13 protein-coding genes, 1 pseudogene and 1 other annotated feature are annotated in these 15,268 nt (G+C 39.3%); of the genes and pseudogenes, 11 read left to right on the forward strand and 3 right to left on the reverse strand.

Features of this window, described 5'->3' with window-relative positions:
• The first annotated feature begins 113 nt into the window (after window positions 1-113).
• The 8 genes and pseudogenes from ftsA to ileS all read left to right on the forward strand — a co-directional run bounded on the left by ftsA (window position 114) and on the right by ileS (window position 8,892).
• Window positions 114-1,442 (forward strand): cell division protein FtsA, encoded by a 1,329-nt coding sequence (gene ftsA / locus BAU15_RS08425; protein WP_161842304.1) that lies wholly within the window; start codon window positions 114-116, stop codon window positions 1,440-1,442.
• 22 nt (window positions 1,443-1,464) lie between these two features.
• Entirely contained in the window at window positions 1,465-2,703 is a 1,239-nt protein-coding gene (gene ftsZ / locus BAU15_RS08430) for a cell division protein FtsZ (protein WP_161842305.1), read from the forward strand.
• Between the two features lie 11 nt (window positions 2,704-2,714).
• A complete protein-coding gene (locus BAU15_RS08435; protein WP_161842306.1) occupies window positions 2,715-3,392 on the forward strand; it encodes a YggS family pyridoxal phosphate-dependent enzyme in 678 nt (225 codons plus the stop codon).
• A gap of 13 nt (window positions 3,393-3,405) precedes the next feature.
• Window positions 3,406-4,026: a cell division protein SepF gene (locus BAU15_RS08440; RefSeq protein WP_161842307.1), complete on the forward strand. Its 621-nt coding sequence runs from the start codon at window positions 3,406-3,408 to the stop codon at window positions 4,024-4,026.
• A 23-nt stretch (window positions 4,027-4,049) separates the two neighbouring features.
• Entirely contained in the window at window positions 4,050-4,304 is a 255-nt protein-coding gene (locus tag BAU15_RS08445) for a YggT family protein (protein WP_161842431.1), read from the forward strand.
• A gap of 18 nt (window positions 4,305-4,322) precedes the next feature.
• Window positions 4,323-5,105 carry a YlmH family RNA-binding protein gene (locus tag BAU15_RS08450; protein WP_161842308.1) on the forward strand — a complete coding sequence of 261 codons (783 nt, stop codon included), beginning with the start codon at window positions 4,323-4,325 and terminating at the stop codon, window positions 5,103-5,105.
• An 18-nt stretch (window positions 5,106-5,123) separates the two neighbouring features.
• Window positions 5,124-5,747, forward strand: a pseudogene (locus tag BAU15_RS08455) (DivIVA domain-containing protein); the annotation flags it as partial.
• Between the two features lie 73 nt (window positions 5,748-5,820).
• Window positions 5,821-6,038, forward strand: a binding site (T-box leader).
• A 58-nt stretch (window positions 6,039-6,096) separates the two neighbouring features.
• Window positions 6,097-8,892 carry an isoleucine--tRNA ligase gene (ileS, locus tag BAU15_RS08460; protein WP_161842310.1) on the forward strand — a complete coding sequence of 932 codons (2,796 nt, stop codon included), beginning with the start codon at window positions 6,097-6,099 and terminating at the stop codon, window positions 8,890-8,892.
• Window positions 8,893-9,140: 248 nt separating this feature from the next.
• On the opposite strand, the gene zwf is transcribed toward ileS, so the two are convergent.
• The 3 genes from zwf to BAU15_RS08475 form a co-directional block, all read right to left on the reverse strand.
• Window positions 9,141-10,667 carry a glucose-6-phosphate dehydrogenase gene (zwf, locus tag BAU15_RS08465; protein ID WP_161842311.1) on the reverse strand — a complete coding sequence of 509 codons (1,527 nt, stop codon included), beginning with the start codon at window positions 10,665-10,667 and terminating at the stop codon, window positions 9,141-9,143.
• Window positions 10,668-10,680: 13 nt separating this feature from the next.
• The gene (gene efaR / locus BAU15_RS08470; protein ID WP_161842312.1) at window positions 10,681-11,328 is read right to left on the reverse strand and encodes a transcriptional regulator EfaR; all 648 of its coding nucleotides are present in this window, start codon (window positions 11,326-11,328) and stop codon (window positions 10,681-10,683) included.
• A 346-nt stretch (window positions 11,329-11,674) separates the two neighbouring features.
• Window positions 11,675-12,019, reverse strand: a complete 345-nt coding sequence (locus tag BAU15_RS08475) for a DUF4828 domain-containing protein (RefSeq protein ID WP_161842313.1) — start codon at window positions 12,017-12,019, stop codon at window positions 11,675-11,677.
• Between the two features lie 137 nt (window positions 12,020-12,156).
• On the opposite strand from BAU15_RS08475, the gene sfsA reads away from it, so the two are divergent.
• Genes sfsA through BAU15_RS08490 form a run of 3 tightly spaced genes read left to right on the forward strand, consistent with a single transcriptional unit; the run spans window position 12,157 to window position 15,205 of the window.
• Complete coding sequence (gene sfsA / locus BAU15_RS08480; RefSeq protein ID WP_161842314.1) at window positions 12,157-12,888, forward strand: DNA/RNA nuclease SfsA; 732 nt, start codon at window positions 12,157-12,159, stop codon at window positions 12,886-12,888.
• Between the two features lie 17 nt (window positions 12,889-12,905).
• Window positions 12,906-13,907 (forward strand): Gfo/Idh/MocA family protein, encoded by a 1,002-nt coding sequence (locus tag BAU15_RS08485; RefSeq protein ID WP_161842315.1) that lies wholly within the window; start codon window positions 12,906-12,908, stop codon window positions 13,905-13,907.
• Window positions 13,908-13,927: 20 nt separating this feature from the next.
• Complete coding sequence (locus tag BAU15_RS08490) at window positions 13,928-15,205, forward strand: DEAD/DEAH box helicase (protein WP_161842316.1); 1,278 nt, start codon at window positions 13,928-13,930, stop codon at window positions 15,203-15,205.
• The last annotated feature ends 63 nt before the right edge of the window (window positions 15,206-15,268 follow it).

A 15,268-nucleotide genomic window follows, 5' to 3' on the forward strand; every position in this document is an offset into this window, starting at 1 on the left:
CCCTGTTTTGTGTTAGAATTGGTAACAGTGAATATTAATTATAAGATGTAGTTTAATACGGACGAAAATAGTTCGCTTGTATAAGGAAAAGTAAGTAGGAGGGAATCCCATTCATGGCAAAATCAGGTATGTATGTCGGCCTTGATATTGGTACAACATCTGTCAAAGTTGTTGTTGCTGAATATATTGACAGTCAGATGAATATTATTGGTGTAGGGAATGCAAAATCAGAAGGAATTAACCGGGGGATTATTGTCGATATCGACAAAACCGTTCAAGCAATACAAAGAGCAGTAAGACAAGCAGAAGAAAAGGCTGGTATTCAGATTAAGAGTGTGAATGTTGGATTGCCTGCGAATTTACTTGAAGTCGAAAGCTGTCAAGGAATGATTGCCGTTAATAGTGAGTCTAAAGAAATTACAGACGAAGACGTACGAAATGTAGCATCAGCTGCTCTTGTTCGTTCAACACCACCAGAACGTCAGATCATTTCTATTTTACCGCAAGAATTTACGGTAGATGGTTTTGAAGGCATTAAAGATCCTCGTGGCATGATTGGTGTGCGTATGGAGATGTTTGGTCTTGTTTTCACTGGACCAAAAACGATCGTGCACAATATTCGTAAATGTGTGGAGCGAGCAGGGTTAGTCGTTGCTGAATTAGTAATTACACCACTTGCTTTGACAGAATCAATTTTAACAGATGGTGAAAAAGATTTCGGTACGATTGTCATTGATATGGGTGGCGGTCAAACAACAACTTCTGTGATGCACGACAAACAATTGAAATTTACACACGTCAATCAAGAAGGTGGCGAATTTGTTACGAAAGATATCTCAATCGTATTAAATACTTCCTTCAATAATGCAGAAGCTTTAAAGATTAATTATGGCGATGCTTATCCAGAAAGAACCTCTGCCAGCGAAGAATTTCCTGTCGATGTGATTGGGAAATCTGAACCAATTAAGATTGATGAACGTTATTTGTCAGAAGTAATTGAAGCACGTATCGAACAAATCTTTAGAAAATCTAAAGAAGTGCTTGATGAAATTGATGGCTTAGATTTACCAGGCGGCGTAATTCTAACGGGTGGTGCAGCAAGCCTTCCTGGCGTGGTTGATTTAGCGCAAGAAATCTTCGATACAAATGTCAAATTGTATGTACCTAATCATATGGGCTTACGTAACCCAGTCTTTACAAATGTGATTAGTATTGTTGACTATTCAGCAAACTTAACCGAAGTCTATCATTTAGCTAAGACTTCAGTGACTGGTGAGAAGGTTGTATCAACACAACCGACTGTAGCAAGTCCGAAAGATACGAGCTATGAAGCCACTTATCAAGAACCTGAAGAACAACATTATGAACCAGAAGAGGAACACTCAACTGGGGAAAATGTCAAAGGGAAGATTTCTGATTTCTTTAAGAATATTTTCGATTAATCAAATCCAGGAGGAATAAAATATGGAATTCTCAATAGATAATAATATTAATGACGGCGCAGTAATCAAAGTTATCGGCGTCGGCGGTGGCGGTGGAAACGCTGTGAACCGTATGATCGAAGAAAATGTTAAGGGCGTAGAATTTATCGCCACTAATACAGATGTTCAAGCACTTAAATATTCAAAAGCTGAAACAGTCATCCAATTAGGCCCTAAATATACACGTGGTCTAGGAGCTGGTTCACAACCTGAAGTTGGCCAAAAAGCTGCGGAAGAAAGTGAACAAGCCTTACAAGAATCATTAGAAGGCGCAGACATGGTCTTCATCACTGCCGGAATGGGTGGTGGAACAGGGACAGGTGCTGCTCCAATCGTTGCAAAAATTGCAAAAGAATTGGGCGCTTTAACTGTGGGTGTTGTGACCCGTCCATTTAGCTTTGAAGGACCTAAACGTGGTCGTTTTGCCGCTGAAGGAATTGCTCAATTAAAAGAGAACGTTGATACTTTGTTAATCATCTCTAACAACCGTTTGTTAGAAGTAGTCGATAAGAAGACACCTATGTTAGAAGCGTTCCGTGAAGCGGATAACGTATTACGACAAGGGGTTCAAGGGATTTCAGATTTAATTACAGCACCAGGCTATGTCAACTTGGACTTTGCTGATGTGAAAACAGTGATGGAAAATAAAGGAACAGCCTTGATGGGTATCGGTGTTGCTAGCGGTGAAGATCGTGTGATTGAAGCAACTAAAAAAGCTATCTCATCACCATTACTTGAAACGTCAATCGCTGGCGCTGAGCAAGTTTTATTAAACATTACTGGTGGCTTAGACATGACATTGTTTGAAGCACAAGATGCTTCTGATATTGTTTCTAGTGCAGCTACAGGAGACGTAAACATCATCTTAGGAACGTCTATTAATGAAGAATTAGGAGATGAAATCCGCGTAACAGTTATTGCAACCGGAATTGATCCTTCAAAAAAAGAAAAAAAGTCTAACCGTCCAGCTAGACAATCTCAAATCCAACCAGTTTCACAAAAACCTGTGTTAGAGATGGATACACCAAGACCGACACAAGAAGAAGAAAATGGCTTTGGCGATTGGGATATCCGCAAAGAACAAAATGTGAGACCAAAAGTGGAAGATACTCAATTTGACTCTATTGAAAAGAAAGAATTTGAAACATTTAATAGAGAAGAAGTTAAAACAAATGACGACGATGAATTAAGTACACCACCATTTTTCCGTCGTAAAAGATAGGAGGGGAGCACATGATTACTGATAACTTGTGGGAAATCAGGCAAGCCATTCAGGATTCGTGTGCTTTTGCTCACAGAAATCCTGAAGAGGTGACCCTGATTGCGGTCACCAAAACAGTGGATTCTGCTGCTGCAAAAGTCCTTGTTGAAGCGGGTATAACTGATTTAGCTGAAAATAGGGTAGATAAATTACTTGAAAAGCAATATAATCTAAAAGATGAGCCACAAATAAAGTGGCATTTGATTGGTAATTTGCAACGAAGAAAGGTAAAATCGATTATAAATCAAATCGATTATTTTCATGCCTTAGATAGCTTATCTCTCGCAGCTGAGATTGATAAGCGCGCAGAGAAAGTTATTTCCTGTTTTGTGGAAGTAAATGTTTCAGGTGAAGCATCTAAGCATGGCATCACACCTGATGAGTTGTTACCATTTATCGATCAGCTAAGTCAATATTCTGCGATTAAAGTCGTAGGGTTGATGACGATGGCCCCTTATGAGGCAAATGAACAAGAAATACGTGATATATTCAATAGATTGAAAATTCTTCAAGAAGATGTGAGACAACGAACATTAGCTCACGCACCTTGTACAGAGTTAAGTATGGGAATGAGTAATGACTTCCCGATTGCTATTGAAGAAGGATCAACATTCATAAGAATCGGAACAGCATTATTTAAAGATGCGTGAAGGAGGAAAAACAATGGCGATATTCAACAAAGGTGCCCTTGCTAATTTTTTTGGTCTGGCAGATGAAGAAGAATACGAATATTCAGAGAAAACAAAACCACGGCCAGAGGTTGTTCAACAAGCACCTCAGATGCGTCAACAAGCTCAACCTATGCGTCAACAGAGCAATGTGAAGACTCAATCTAAAGAATTTGTTAGACCTGAGGCACGTCCAGTAAATCCAAGCACTAATGGTGGACAACAACAGCCATTTAGAAGTTCAAAATCGGTTCAACCGAACAAACAAGAAGAGAAAAAAGTGGTGTCTATGCGTCAAAATGGCGCTGGCTCAAATGCACAAGCGACAGCACCAAAACAATCAAATAAGATTACAATTGTTGAACCAAGAGTCTATTCTGAAGCGATGACTATTGCTAAACGATTGATTGCTAGTGAATCAGTCCTTGTTAATTTTCATCTAATTGAAGAGGGACAAGCACGAAGAATTGTCGACTTTTTAACAGGAACTGTTTATGCCTTAGATGGCGATATTAAACGTGTTGGGGATGAAATTTTCCTTTGTACGCCAGCCAATGTTGAAATTGATAACTCTACTGCTCAGTCGATTGCTCAGTCTCAATTTTTTGATTTCTAGAGGGGGAAATTTCTATTTCAACTATCATCTATTTATTACTTAAAGGGGTAGAGCTTTATTCTCTATTATTAGTTATTTATGCCCTACTTTCTTGGTTTCCCGGTGGCTATCAATCGCCTTTTGGGAAGTTATTAGCACGTCTATGTGAGCCATATCTTAGTTTGTTTGATCGTTTGAATCTGCATTTTGGACCAATCGATTTCACAATTATGGCTGCTATTCTACTCTTGAATTTTGCTAGCAGAGGTCTAGTCATTTTAATAGGTACTTTTCTTTGATAAAGGGGGTGATTATCTGTGAACGCGAATGTGTATCAACATTTCCGAGTAGATGAGCACCCTTTTATTGATTTAATAGGTGATTGGCTCGAACAAGTCCAAAGTCAGTATGCACCTTATCTGACGGATTTTCTGGATCCACGACAAGCATATATTTTAGAGACATTAATTCGTCAGGATAGTGATTTACAATTCACTTTTTATGGCGGATATGAGTCTGCGGAACGTAAGCGTTGTTTAATCTATCCAGACTATTATCAGCCAACTGATGAAGATTTTGAAGTGACTTTACTAGAAATTAATTACCCCAAAAAATTCGTCACGCTTTCTCACGGGAAAGTCTTAGGCACCTTATTAGCTTCTGGTGTCAAAAGAGAGTTTTTTGGTGATATTATTTCTGATGGAGAACGCTGGCAAGTTTTTCTCGATAAGGGTGTGGCTTCATTTATCGGTATTCAAGTGGATAAGATGGGGAAAGTGTCGGTTCGCTTGGAAGAAAAAAGCTATACTGAGATATTGATTCCAAAAGATGGTTGGTCTGAGGAGCATGAAACAGTCAGCTCATTGAGGCTGGATAGTGTGATTTCGACTGTCTATAATATTTCTCGGCAGCGCTCCAAACAGCTGATTGAGTCAGGTAAAGTCAAAATTAATTGGACTGAAAACACGCGACCAGATTTTGTTCTGGATTTACTGGATATCATTTCGGTAAGAGGATTTGGTCGGATTCAGATTCAAGGGTTAGAGGGAAAAACGAAAAAAGACAAGTTTCGGTTGTTACTGGGAGTTTTACGAAAATAAGACGAAGAGGTGAACAAAATGGCATTAACACCATTAGATATTCAAAACAAAAATTTCCCTACAAAGATGAGAGGGTATAATTCCGATGAAGTCGATGATTTCTTAGATTTAATCGGGCGAGATTATGAAATAGCGATTCAAAAAAATCGTGAATTAGAAAAAGCGTTGAAACATGCAGAAGAAAAACTAGAATATTTCAACGAATTAAAAGATGCCTTGAACCAATCAATTATCGTTGCTCAGGATACAGCAGATAAAGTTAAATCGAGTGCTTCTAAAGAGTCAGAAGTCATCGTAACCTCTGCTCAAAATAGAGCGAATGAATTAATTTCAAATGCTGAAAAACGTGCGAATGCCTTGAATATCGCAGCGGAAACTAAAGCGAAAGAAATTATTACAGATGCGACTTCAAAAGCCCGTCAACTAGCAACAGAAACAGACGATTTGAAGAAGAAGACACGGGTCTTCCATCAACGTTTGAGTTTAATGCTAGAATCGCAGCTTGAACAAGTTAAGAGTCCTGAATGGGATGAAATTCTGCAACCATTCTCTTCATTTGTGACAGATAGCCATGAAGTAATTAAAGAAGTCTTATCAAAAGAACTTGACAACGAAAATGATTCTGAAGTAAACTCTAATTCAGATGATGAATTACTAGTGAACAAAAAAGAAGTTATTGAGCAACCAGAAATGACTGATACAGTAACTGAAGATAAAGAAGACAAAGAATAGAACAGAAAAGCTGACTAATACTCTTTAAGCGAGCCAATGATAGTGGAAGATTGGTAAGACCCTGTAGTCAGAAAGATCCTCTAGGCAGTATTATTTCTGAATCAAGTAAGAAGTAACGGGTGATTCCGTTAACAATCACACAAGTGAACCGGTAAAAGGGTTCTAAATTTGGGTGGTACCGCGAACACGTTCGTCCCTTGGGATGCACGTGTTTTTTTAATACAATAAAATACATTTTAAATAAGGAGCGAAACATTCTATGAAGATGAAAGAGACACTTCAATTAGGAAAAACAGCCTTTCCGATGCGTGGAAATTTACCAAATCGGGAAGTGGAATGGCAAAAAGAATGGGAAGAAAAGGATTTATATGGTCGTCGTCAAAAATTAAATGAAGGCAAACCAACCTTTGTCTTACACGATGGACCGCCCTATGCGAATGGAAATATCCATTTAGGTCATTCATTAAATAAAATTACGAAAGACATCATCGTACGTTCAAAATCGATGTCTGGTTTCCGTTCTCCTTACGTACCTGGTTGGGATACACATGGCTTACCAATCGAGCAAGTATTAACCAATAAAGGTGTTAAGCGCAAAGAAATGACATTAGCTGAATATCGTGAGAAGTGTGAAGAATATGCACGCTTGCAAGTTGATACCCAACGGACTGATTTTAAACGTCTAGGAGTTTCTGGGGATTGGGAAAATCCTTATATCACATTGGATCCTTCCTATGAAGCAGCTGAAATTCGCGTCTTTGGTAAGATGGCTGAAAAAGGCTATATCTACAAAGGTTTAAAACCAATTTACTGGTCTCCTTCTAGTGAATCTTCACTGGCTGAAGCTGAGATCGAGTATAAAGATGTAAAATCGGCCTCAATCTATGTAGCATTTCCAGTCAAAGATGGCAAAGGAATCTTGGATGAAGATACTTCATTAGTTATTTGGACAACAACTCCTTGGACGTTGCCTGCCAATCAAGGAATTGCAGTAAATCCTGAATATACGTATGTACTTGTCAATGCAGATGATCGCAAGTTAGTAATCGCTAAAGATCTGGTTGAAACAGTTAAAGAAGCGATTGGCTGGGAATCTGTCGAAGTATTAAAAGAAATTAGCGGGAAAGATATGGAATATATGGAAGCTCAACATCCATTCTATGACCGTACATCATTAGTAATTCTAGGAGATCATGTGACACTAGAAGCCGGAACTGGCTTGGTTCATACGGCACCTGGACACGGGGAAGATGACTATATTGCTGGACGTAAATATGATTTAGCAGTGCTTTCACCTGTCGATAATAAAGGAATCTTCACCGATGAAGCGCCTGGTTTTGAAGGAGTCTTCTACGATAAAGCTAATCCGATGATTACTGACTTATTGGAAGAAAAAGGAGCGCTCTTGAAGCTGGACTTCTTTACCCATAGCTATCCGCATGATTGGCGTAGTAAAAAGCCTGTTATTTATCGTGCAACACCTCAGTGGTTTGCTTCTATCGATAAATTCCGTGCCAATATTTTGGATGAAGTTGAAAAAGTTGAATGGGTAATTCCTTGGGGTAAAACACGTCTATACAATATGATTAGAGACCGTGGCGATTGGGTAATCTCAAGACAGCGTGCCTGGGGTGTACCATTACCAATTTTCTATGCTGAAAATGGCGAACCAATCATTACACCAGAAACAATCGAACATGTAGCCAATTTAGTGGCTGAAGAAGGATCAAATGTTTGGTTTAAACGAGAAGCAAAAGATTTATTGCCAGAAGGATTCACTCATCCAGGTTCACCAAATGGCGAGTTCACTAAAGAAACGGATATCATGGATGTCTGGTTTGATTCTGGTTCTTCACATGAAGCTGTATTGCGTCAACGTCCTGAATTAACTTTCCCAGCTGACATGTACTTGGAAGGTTCTGACCAATATCGTGGTTGGTTCAATTCAAGTATCACTACCAGTGTGGCAATTAATGGCGTGGCTCCTTACAAATCAGTCTTATCTCAAGGATTTACTTTGGATGGCGAAGGCCGTAAGATGAGTAAATCATTAGGAAACACTATTCTTCCAGATAAAGTAATCAAGCAAATGGGTGCAGATATTCTACGTCTATGGGTAAGTAGTGTCGATTATGAATCTGATGTACGCGTTTCGATGGACATTTTAAGTCAAGTTTCAGAAGTTTACCGTAAAATCCGTAATACGATGCGTTTCTTGTTAGCTAATACGACGGACTTTGAGCCGAAAACACAGGCTGTTTCTTTCGATGAATTACGTTCTGTCGATAAATATATGCTTGTTCGTTTGAATCAAGTTGTAAAAGAAATTCGAGTAGATGGCTATGAAAAATATAACTTCAACCACATCTACAAAACAGTCATTAACTTCTTAACTGTTGAATTGTCTTCTTTCTACTTGGATTTTGCTAAAGATGTTGTGTACATTGAAGCAGAAGGTGATTACCAACGTCGTTGTATGCAAACTGTCTTTTATCAAACAGCTGTTACCTTGACTAAATTATTGACGCCAATCATTCCACATACAACGGAAGAAATTTGGTCATTCTTGAAAGAGGAAGAAGAGTTTGTTCAACTAGCTGAATTCCCTGGCTATGAAGAATTTGCTAACCAAGAAGAGTTATTAGATACTTGGAATGCTTTCATGGACTTCCGTGATAACGTCTTAAAAGCCTTAGAGGAAGCCAGAAATGAAAAATTAATTGGTAAATCTCTGGAAGCAAAATTAACTATCTATCCAAATGAGCAAGTTCGTACGCTACTTACAGCGATTGATGCTGATTTGCCGCAATTGTTGATTGTTTCGCCTGATTATTTTGAAGTAGCTGAACCAACAGCGAGCGTTCCTGAGCAAGCTGTGAAATTCGATGATGTGGCAATCCTAGTGGAAAAAGCTGAAGGTGAAACGTGTGATCGTTGCCGCCAAGTACGTAAAGATGTCGGTACAAATGAAAAATTACCGGATTTATGCGGACGTTGTGCACAAATCGTTGAAGAAAATTATCCAGAAGCTGTAGCTGAAGGTTTCGAAAAGTAATTAGCACTCGATAGGAAATATTATATAAATCTAGAGAGCTGAGAAATCATAAGAACGTCAGAAAATATGCCTGAGGGCGCGTTTTCTGGCGTTCTTTTTTTCTGAATGGGGCTAGCAGTCAAAGCGACTATCGAGAGGATTTACTTTTGAGAAGATTATGGGTAATCGCTCATGGAAAATAGGCGGCAATTAAACACAATTATAAAAGGAACCTCGAGCCATAAGATCGCTCGAGGTTCCTTTTAATGTTATTTATCTAGTTTGCCACGTTCACGATACCAAACATCTGGTTCCCAGATCCACTGGAAGCCATCTTGTTCAAGTAGATCAAAGGCAGCTTTAGGTCCCATAGTTCCTGCAGCATAATTCGGGAAGTCAGGAGTTGTTTTGTCCCAGACTGAACGAATGACATCGACTAAATGCCATGACTGAGCCACTTCATCCCAATGTGAGAAGTTTGTACCATCGCCATTTAAGGCATCTAAGATTAATTTTTCATAGGCTTCAGGGCTGTTGCTGACCGTTTCAGCGCTATGACGGAAATCAAGTTTGACAGGAGAAGTATTAAAGCCCTGACCCACTTCCTTACCATTTAAAGTCATTGAGAAGCCTTCAGTTGGTTGAATATAGATTGTTAAGACATTTGGTGGCAAATCGCTATTTTCGCAAGTGCCATCGATAGACGACTTGAAGACGTTAACTGGAACTTGCTTGAAGACGATATTAATTCGCGTGCCTTTTTCAGTAAGACGTTTACCAGTACGCACATAGAAGGGCACACCTGACCAACGGAAGTTATCAATCATAAATTTACCTGCGACAAAGGTTTCTGTCTCGGAAGTTTCAGAGACATTGTCTTCATGGCGATAATCGACATAAGTTTGTCCATCTAGTGAGCCTTGATCGTATTGTCCACGTACAAAATTAGCTAAGGCTTCTTTTTCATCATATTGGCGAATAGCATTTAGAGCTTTGACTTTTTCTGTCCGAATTTCTTTTTCAGAAAAGGCCACAGGGGGTTCCATTGCAAGAAGAGAGACCACTTGAAGGATATGATTTTGGACCATATCTTTTAGCGCACCACTATGTTCATAGTAGCCCCCGCGATCTTCAACACCCAGATTTTCAGCGAAAGTAATTTGGACATTATCGATATAGCGGTTATTCCACTGTGATTCGAAAATATTATTGGCAAAACGAATAGCCGAAATATTTTGAATCATTTCTTTACCTAAATAATGATCGATTCGGAAGATATCTTGTTCTGGAAAAACTTGTCGAATTTGTTGATTTAATTCAGCAGCTGACTGATAGTCAGAGCCAAAAGGTTTTTCAATGACTAAACGATTAAAGCCATTTTCAGTCATAATTTTTTGAGATTTTAAGTGTGCAACAATCGTTCCAAAAAATTGTGGAGCCATCGCTAAATAGTATAGACGGTTGCCATTAAGGGCGTATTTCTCATCTAGCGTATCGGCTAGATTTTTTAAAGTGTCGTAATGATCTGAGTCAGTTACATTGTGTGATTGGTAATAAAAATGACTAGAAAATTCAAGTGCTTCTTGCTCAGTTGGCTGTAAATCTTGAATAGTCTCACGAACGATTTCCCGGTAATGGTCATCGCTCCATTCTCTGCGGGCGGTACCGATGACGGCAAAGTGAGAAGCTAAATTGCCTTTTTTGTACAGGCGGAAGAGAGAAGGGTACAGTTTTCTCTTCGCTAGGTCACCAGTTCCACCAAAGATGGTGAAAAGTACGGTATTTTCATGTGCCATAATAATTGCTCCTTTATAATTTATCTACAAAAATTGTACTAGCCGCTTTATAGCTGACTGCAATTTGCGTGTGCTCGTTTTCTAATGTAATCGGACCTTCGTAAGCCGCGATTTCTTTAATTCTGAATTCATCATGGATATTCAAATTAATTGAGACTAAGTAATCCAATAAATCTTTTTCATCTAGGACTCGGGCAATCCGAATCGTTGTATCTACTGGATAATCCGCAAGTGTTTTTCGGAGCTTCTCGTGAATAATCTGATCTTCTTTCGGAATCATGCCACCATGGGGACAATAATCTGGGAAATTGAGATATTCTTCGAGGCGCTTAGCCAGATGTGAGGAGGTTACATGTTCCAAAACTTCGGCATCATCATGTACTTCATTCCAAGTGAAGTTTAAATGCTCCACTAGAAAGACTTCCCAAAGGCGGTGTTTACGAATTAAGGTACTTGCTTTTTTTAAGCCCTCTTCTGTCAGCTGAGCGCCTTTGTATGGGGAATGCTCAACGAGGCCTTCTTTGACCAGTTTTGAAATCATTTCACTAACGGAAGCAGCCGATACACCCAGACCCGAAACAATTTGCTTGTTGCTTACACTGTTCTCGTCTCCGCCGAGTTCTAAAATGAGTTTTAAATAATCTTCACGATTTGGTGTCATCTTTTGCCATCCTTTCATGGTAGAAACCATCATCTTTAAGTGTATCAAAAAAAAGAACCTTTGACTATTTATTAAGAAAAAAATAGATATAAAAATTTGATTTTTCTGAAAATAAATAGAGAAATAGTTAAATGTATGAAAAACACCTGTAAAATCTTTTGGTTAAAAGAGTTACAGATGTGACAGAATATTTAATTATTTATAGGAGTCCTGACAGAAAACTACTTCTGGTGTCCCAATTATTCGAAAAAACTGGGCTAGGACTAGGCCAAGACTTATATCATCGAGTATCTTAGACAAATAGCCTATTTTAATAGAGTAATTTGGCTGTTTCTAATTATATAAGCTAGTTATAGAGTTTGTAGCGTTCGTCGTCTGCTTCATCGTAGAAGTAGGCGGGTTGATCAATGGGTGCTTCAATAATTAGATGGTAGCCATATTCATCTTGAAAGACGAGACGATTCATATTCAGCTCCACTAACAGAGTTTTGACTGCGTGATCATCGATTATTAACGAATAGTCTTTATTAATGGCTAGAGTGTGTAATTCTTTATTTTTATCATAAAAACGCCAATCGCCTTCAAAGAGCGAATAATCTTCGGAAGAGCCAGGTTTTTTCTTTCGTAAGATAAGAGAACCGGCTAAACCGATTAAAGAGGCACCTAGTATGAGAGGAAATCTTTTTTTCAAGTGAAAGCCACTCCTTTTTTACTACTGAATTTATCACTCTTTTATTATACCAAATAAATGCAGAAATACATCAGTCAAAAGTCTGACCGAGAGGTTTTTTTCGTTGGTTTATGCTAGGATAGAACTGAGGTGGGTCTATGAAATATCCAAATGTTTATTTAGCAAAATTTATCGAACGGCCAAATCGTTTTATTGCACATGGTCGTTTGTTTGAGACAGGCCAAGAAGTGGTGGCTCATGTAAAGAATACTGGACGGGGCAAAGAAGTCTTTTTACCTGATGCACAGGTTGCACTTGTTCATTGTCCTAGTGAAAAAAGAAAGACGGATTATGATTTAGTAGCAGTTAAAAAGAAAGATGCCTGGATCAATATTGATAGTCAAATTCCTAATGCGCTAGCAGCAGAGGGCTTACTTTCAGGTAAGATTCAGCTACCAGGGATTCAGGGGAAGATTCATTATTTGAAACGCGAAAAGACGTATCGGCACTCAAAGTTTGATATTTATTTGGAGACGGATCAAGAGGAGAAAGTCTTTGTCGAAGTCAAAGGGATGACGCTGGAAAACCAAGGGATTGGCGCCTTTCCCGATGCACCAACGATTAGAGGTTTGAAGCATGTAGAAGAATTAATCTTGGCGCAAGCGGAAGGCTATCATTGTTATGTCCTTTTTATTATTCAATTTGAAGAAGTGGCTGTGGCGACCATCCATACTGCGATGCAACCAGCCCTTTTTGAAGCTATTCAGAGAGGAAAACAAGACGGACTGCAAGTTTTAGCGTATAATTGTTATGTAACACCCGATGAAATTACAGTCAAAGAAGCAATACCATTTCAACTAGACTATGAATTTGTGGATCCAAATAATTAGAAACGGGGTTTGAAAAAATGATTAATTTAGGTGTAATTGGAACAAACTGGATTAGTGGACAATTTGTCGAGGCAGCGTTAGCAACCAAAGAATATGAACTTGCGGCTGTTTACTCGCGAAAACTAGCAACAGCTCAAGCATTTGGCGAGTCTTTTGGTGGGGCAGAATATGCCATCGATTTGGAGACATTTTTTGGCATTCAACATATGGATACCGTATATATTGCTTCACCGAATAGCTTGCATTTTGAACAAGCAAAAGCAGCTATCCTGGCGAAGAAGAATGTAATCGTCGAAAAGCCAGCTTTTTCAACTCCTGAAGAAATGGCTGAAATTATTGATTTAGCCAATACGCAACGGGTTTTCTTTTTTGAAGCTGCGCGGAATTTCCATGAGCAAGGCTTTCAAAAGGTTCGCGATTTGTTACCTTTGAAGAATCAAATTTTAGGGGCAAGTTTAACTTATATGAAATATTCTTCGCGCTATGATCAAGTTTTGGCAGGACAAGAACCGAATATCTTCTCGCCCCATTTTTCAGGTGGTGCTTTGATGGATTTAGGTGTCTATTTAATCTACGCGGCCGTGGGCTGGTTTGGCATGCCAAATGAAGTTCATTATTTTGCCCGTCCGATTGTTACAGGAGTGGATGGTTTAGGTTGGGGCATTTTGCGCTATGATCTGTTTGATGTCACTATTCAGCCGGGGAAAATTGGCGATTCTTATGCGACTTCTGAGATTTATTTTGATCAAGGGACGCTGGTTTTAAATGGAGTCAATGCCATCGAAGATGTTGTTTATCATGATCGTAACCACCAACGTCGTGAGAAGATTGAAGTTGTGCCAATGGACAATCCAATGGTAGAAGAAGCGCTGGCCTTTGCCAATGTAATTACTCATCCAGATGACCCAACATGGGGTATCCGTTACGAGGAATGGGTGGAATTAGCAAGAAATGTCAACCAAGTGATTTATGATTTACGAAAAAGTGCAAATATCGTCTTTGATGCCGATACTAAGTAAGAAAGAGGAACGAATAACTTATGAGTGATTATCAAGTACAACTGCCAGAGGTTTGGCAAAAAAAATGGCAGGGTGCGGGATTTACTGCAGCGACAGCGATACAGACGCGTTGTTTTGCGCCACTGAGTGAAAAAGAGGATGTAGTGGGAATCTCGCCTACGGGCTCCGGGAAAACCTTAGCTTATCTGTTGCCACTACTATTAAAAGTAGAGCAAGGGCAAGCAAACCAATTATTAATCTTAACCTCTTCACAAGAGTTAGCTATTCAAGTGACTGAGGTCGCGCGACAATGGGCGCAAGAGATTGGCTTGAAGGTGCAGCCTTTAATTGGTGGGGCGAATGTTAAACGACAACTAGAAAAACTCAAGGCAAAACCTGAAGTGATTGTTGGAACGCCAGGACGAGTGCTAGAATTAATGAAACAGAAGAAAGTTAAAGCCCATTTATTTCAAACAATCGTGATGGATGAGGCAGATCAGCTGTTCCAAGAAGGTACTGAAAACTTGACCAAACAAATTTTAAAACAAGCACCGGTCGATTACCAATTGGCTTTCTTTTCAGCTACGGCAGACAGAGCCTTAGAAACAATCAAAACACTGAAAGAAAGTTCATTCAACGTGATTGATGTGACAGAAGAAGATGACAGTCAAGGGGAAGTCCAACACGTCTATCTGCGTATTACGGAAAGAAAAAAAGTGGATAGCTTACGTCGTTTGGCGTACTTAGATAACTTTCAAGCTTTGGTCTTCTTTAACCAAGTGGGCGACATGGGAGCAGCGGAAGAAAAGCTCTTGCATCATGGTGTAGAGGTAGCAAGCTTAGCTTCGGATCAGAGTAAACTGATGCGGAAAATGGCGATTCAACAATTCAGAGAAGGAAAGCTGTCTGAATTATTAACGACTGACATCGCAGCTAGAGGATTAGATATTCCGCAACTTCCTTACATTGTCAATGCGGATATTCCGATGACGCAAGAAGGGTATATTCATCGCTCAGGACGAGTGGGTCGGATGGGCACACCAGGTGTCGTTTTAAATCTCGTGTCCCCAGGGACGATTGATGATTTAAAACGTCTTGCAAAAACGATGGGCATTCCTTTATCCGAAGTCTTCCTACATGGAGGCCAACTGCACACTGAACGGCCAGTGATGGACGATGCGGCTCGTGAGTTACACACTAAAAGCATAAAAAAAGAAAAAAAGCCAGTAAAAGCTACACACAATTTTTCTGAATCCCCACAAATCAAAAAGAAGAAAAAACAAAAAAATCAAAAGAACAAGGGAGCAAGGCGCAAATAAGCGCCTTTTTTTCTGGCTTTTGTGTTACTATGTAGGTGGGAATGTGTGACAAAATAGGAGGGC

The organism is Candidatus Enterococcus huntleyi (assembly GCF_009933175.1).
Lineage (GTDB): Bacteria > Bacillota > Bacilli > Lactobacillales > Enterococcaceae > Enterococcus_K > Enterococcus_K huntleyi.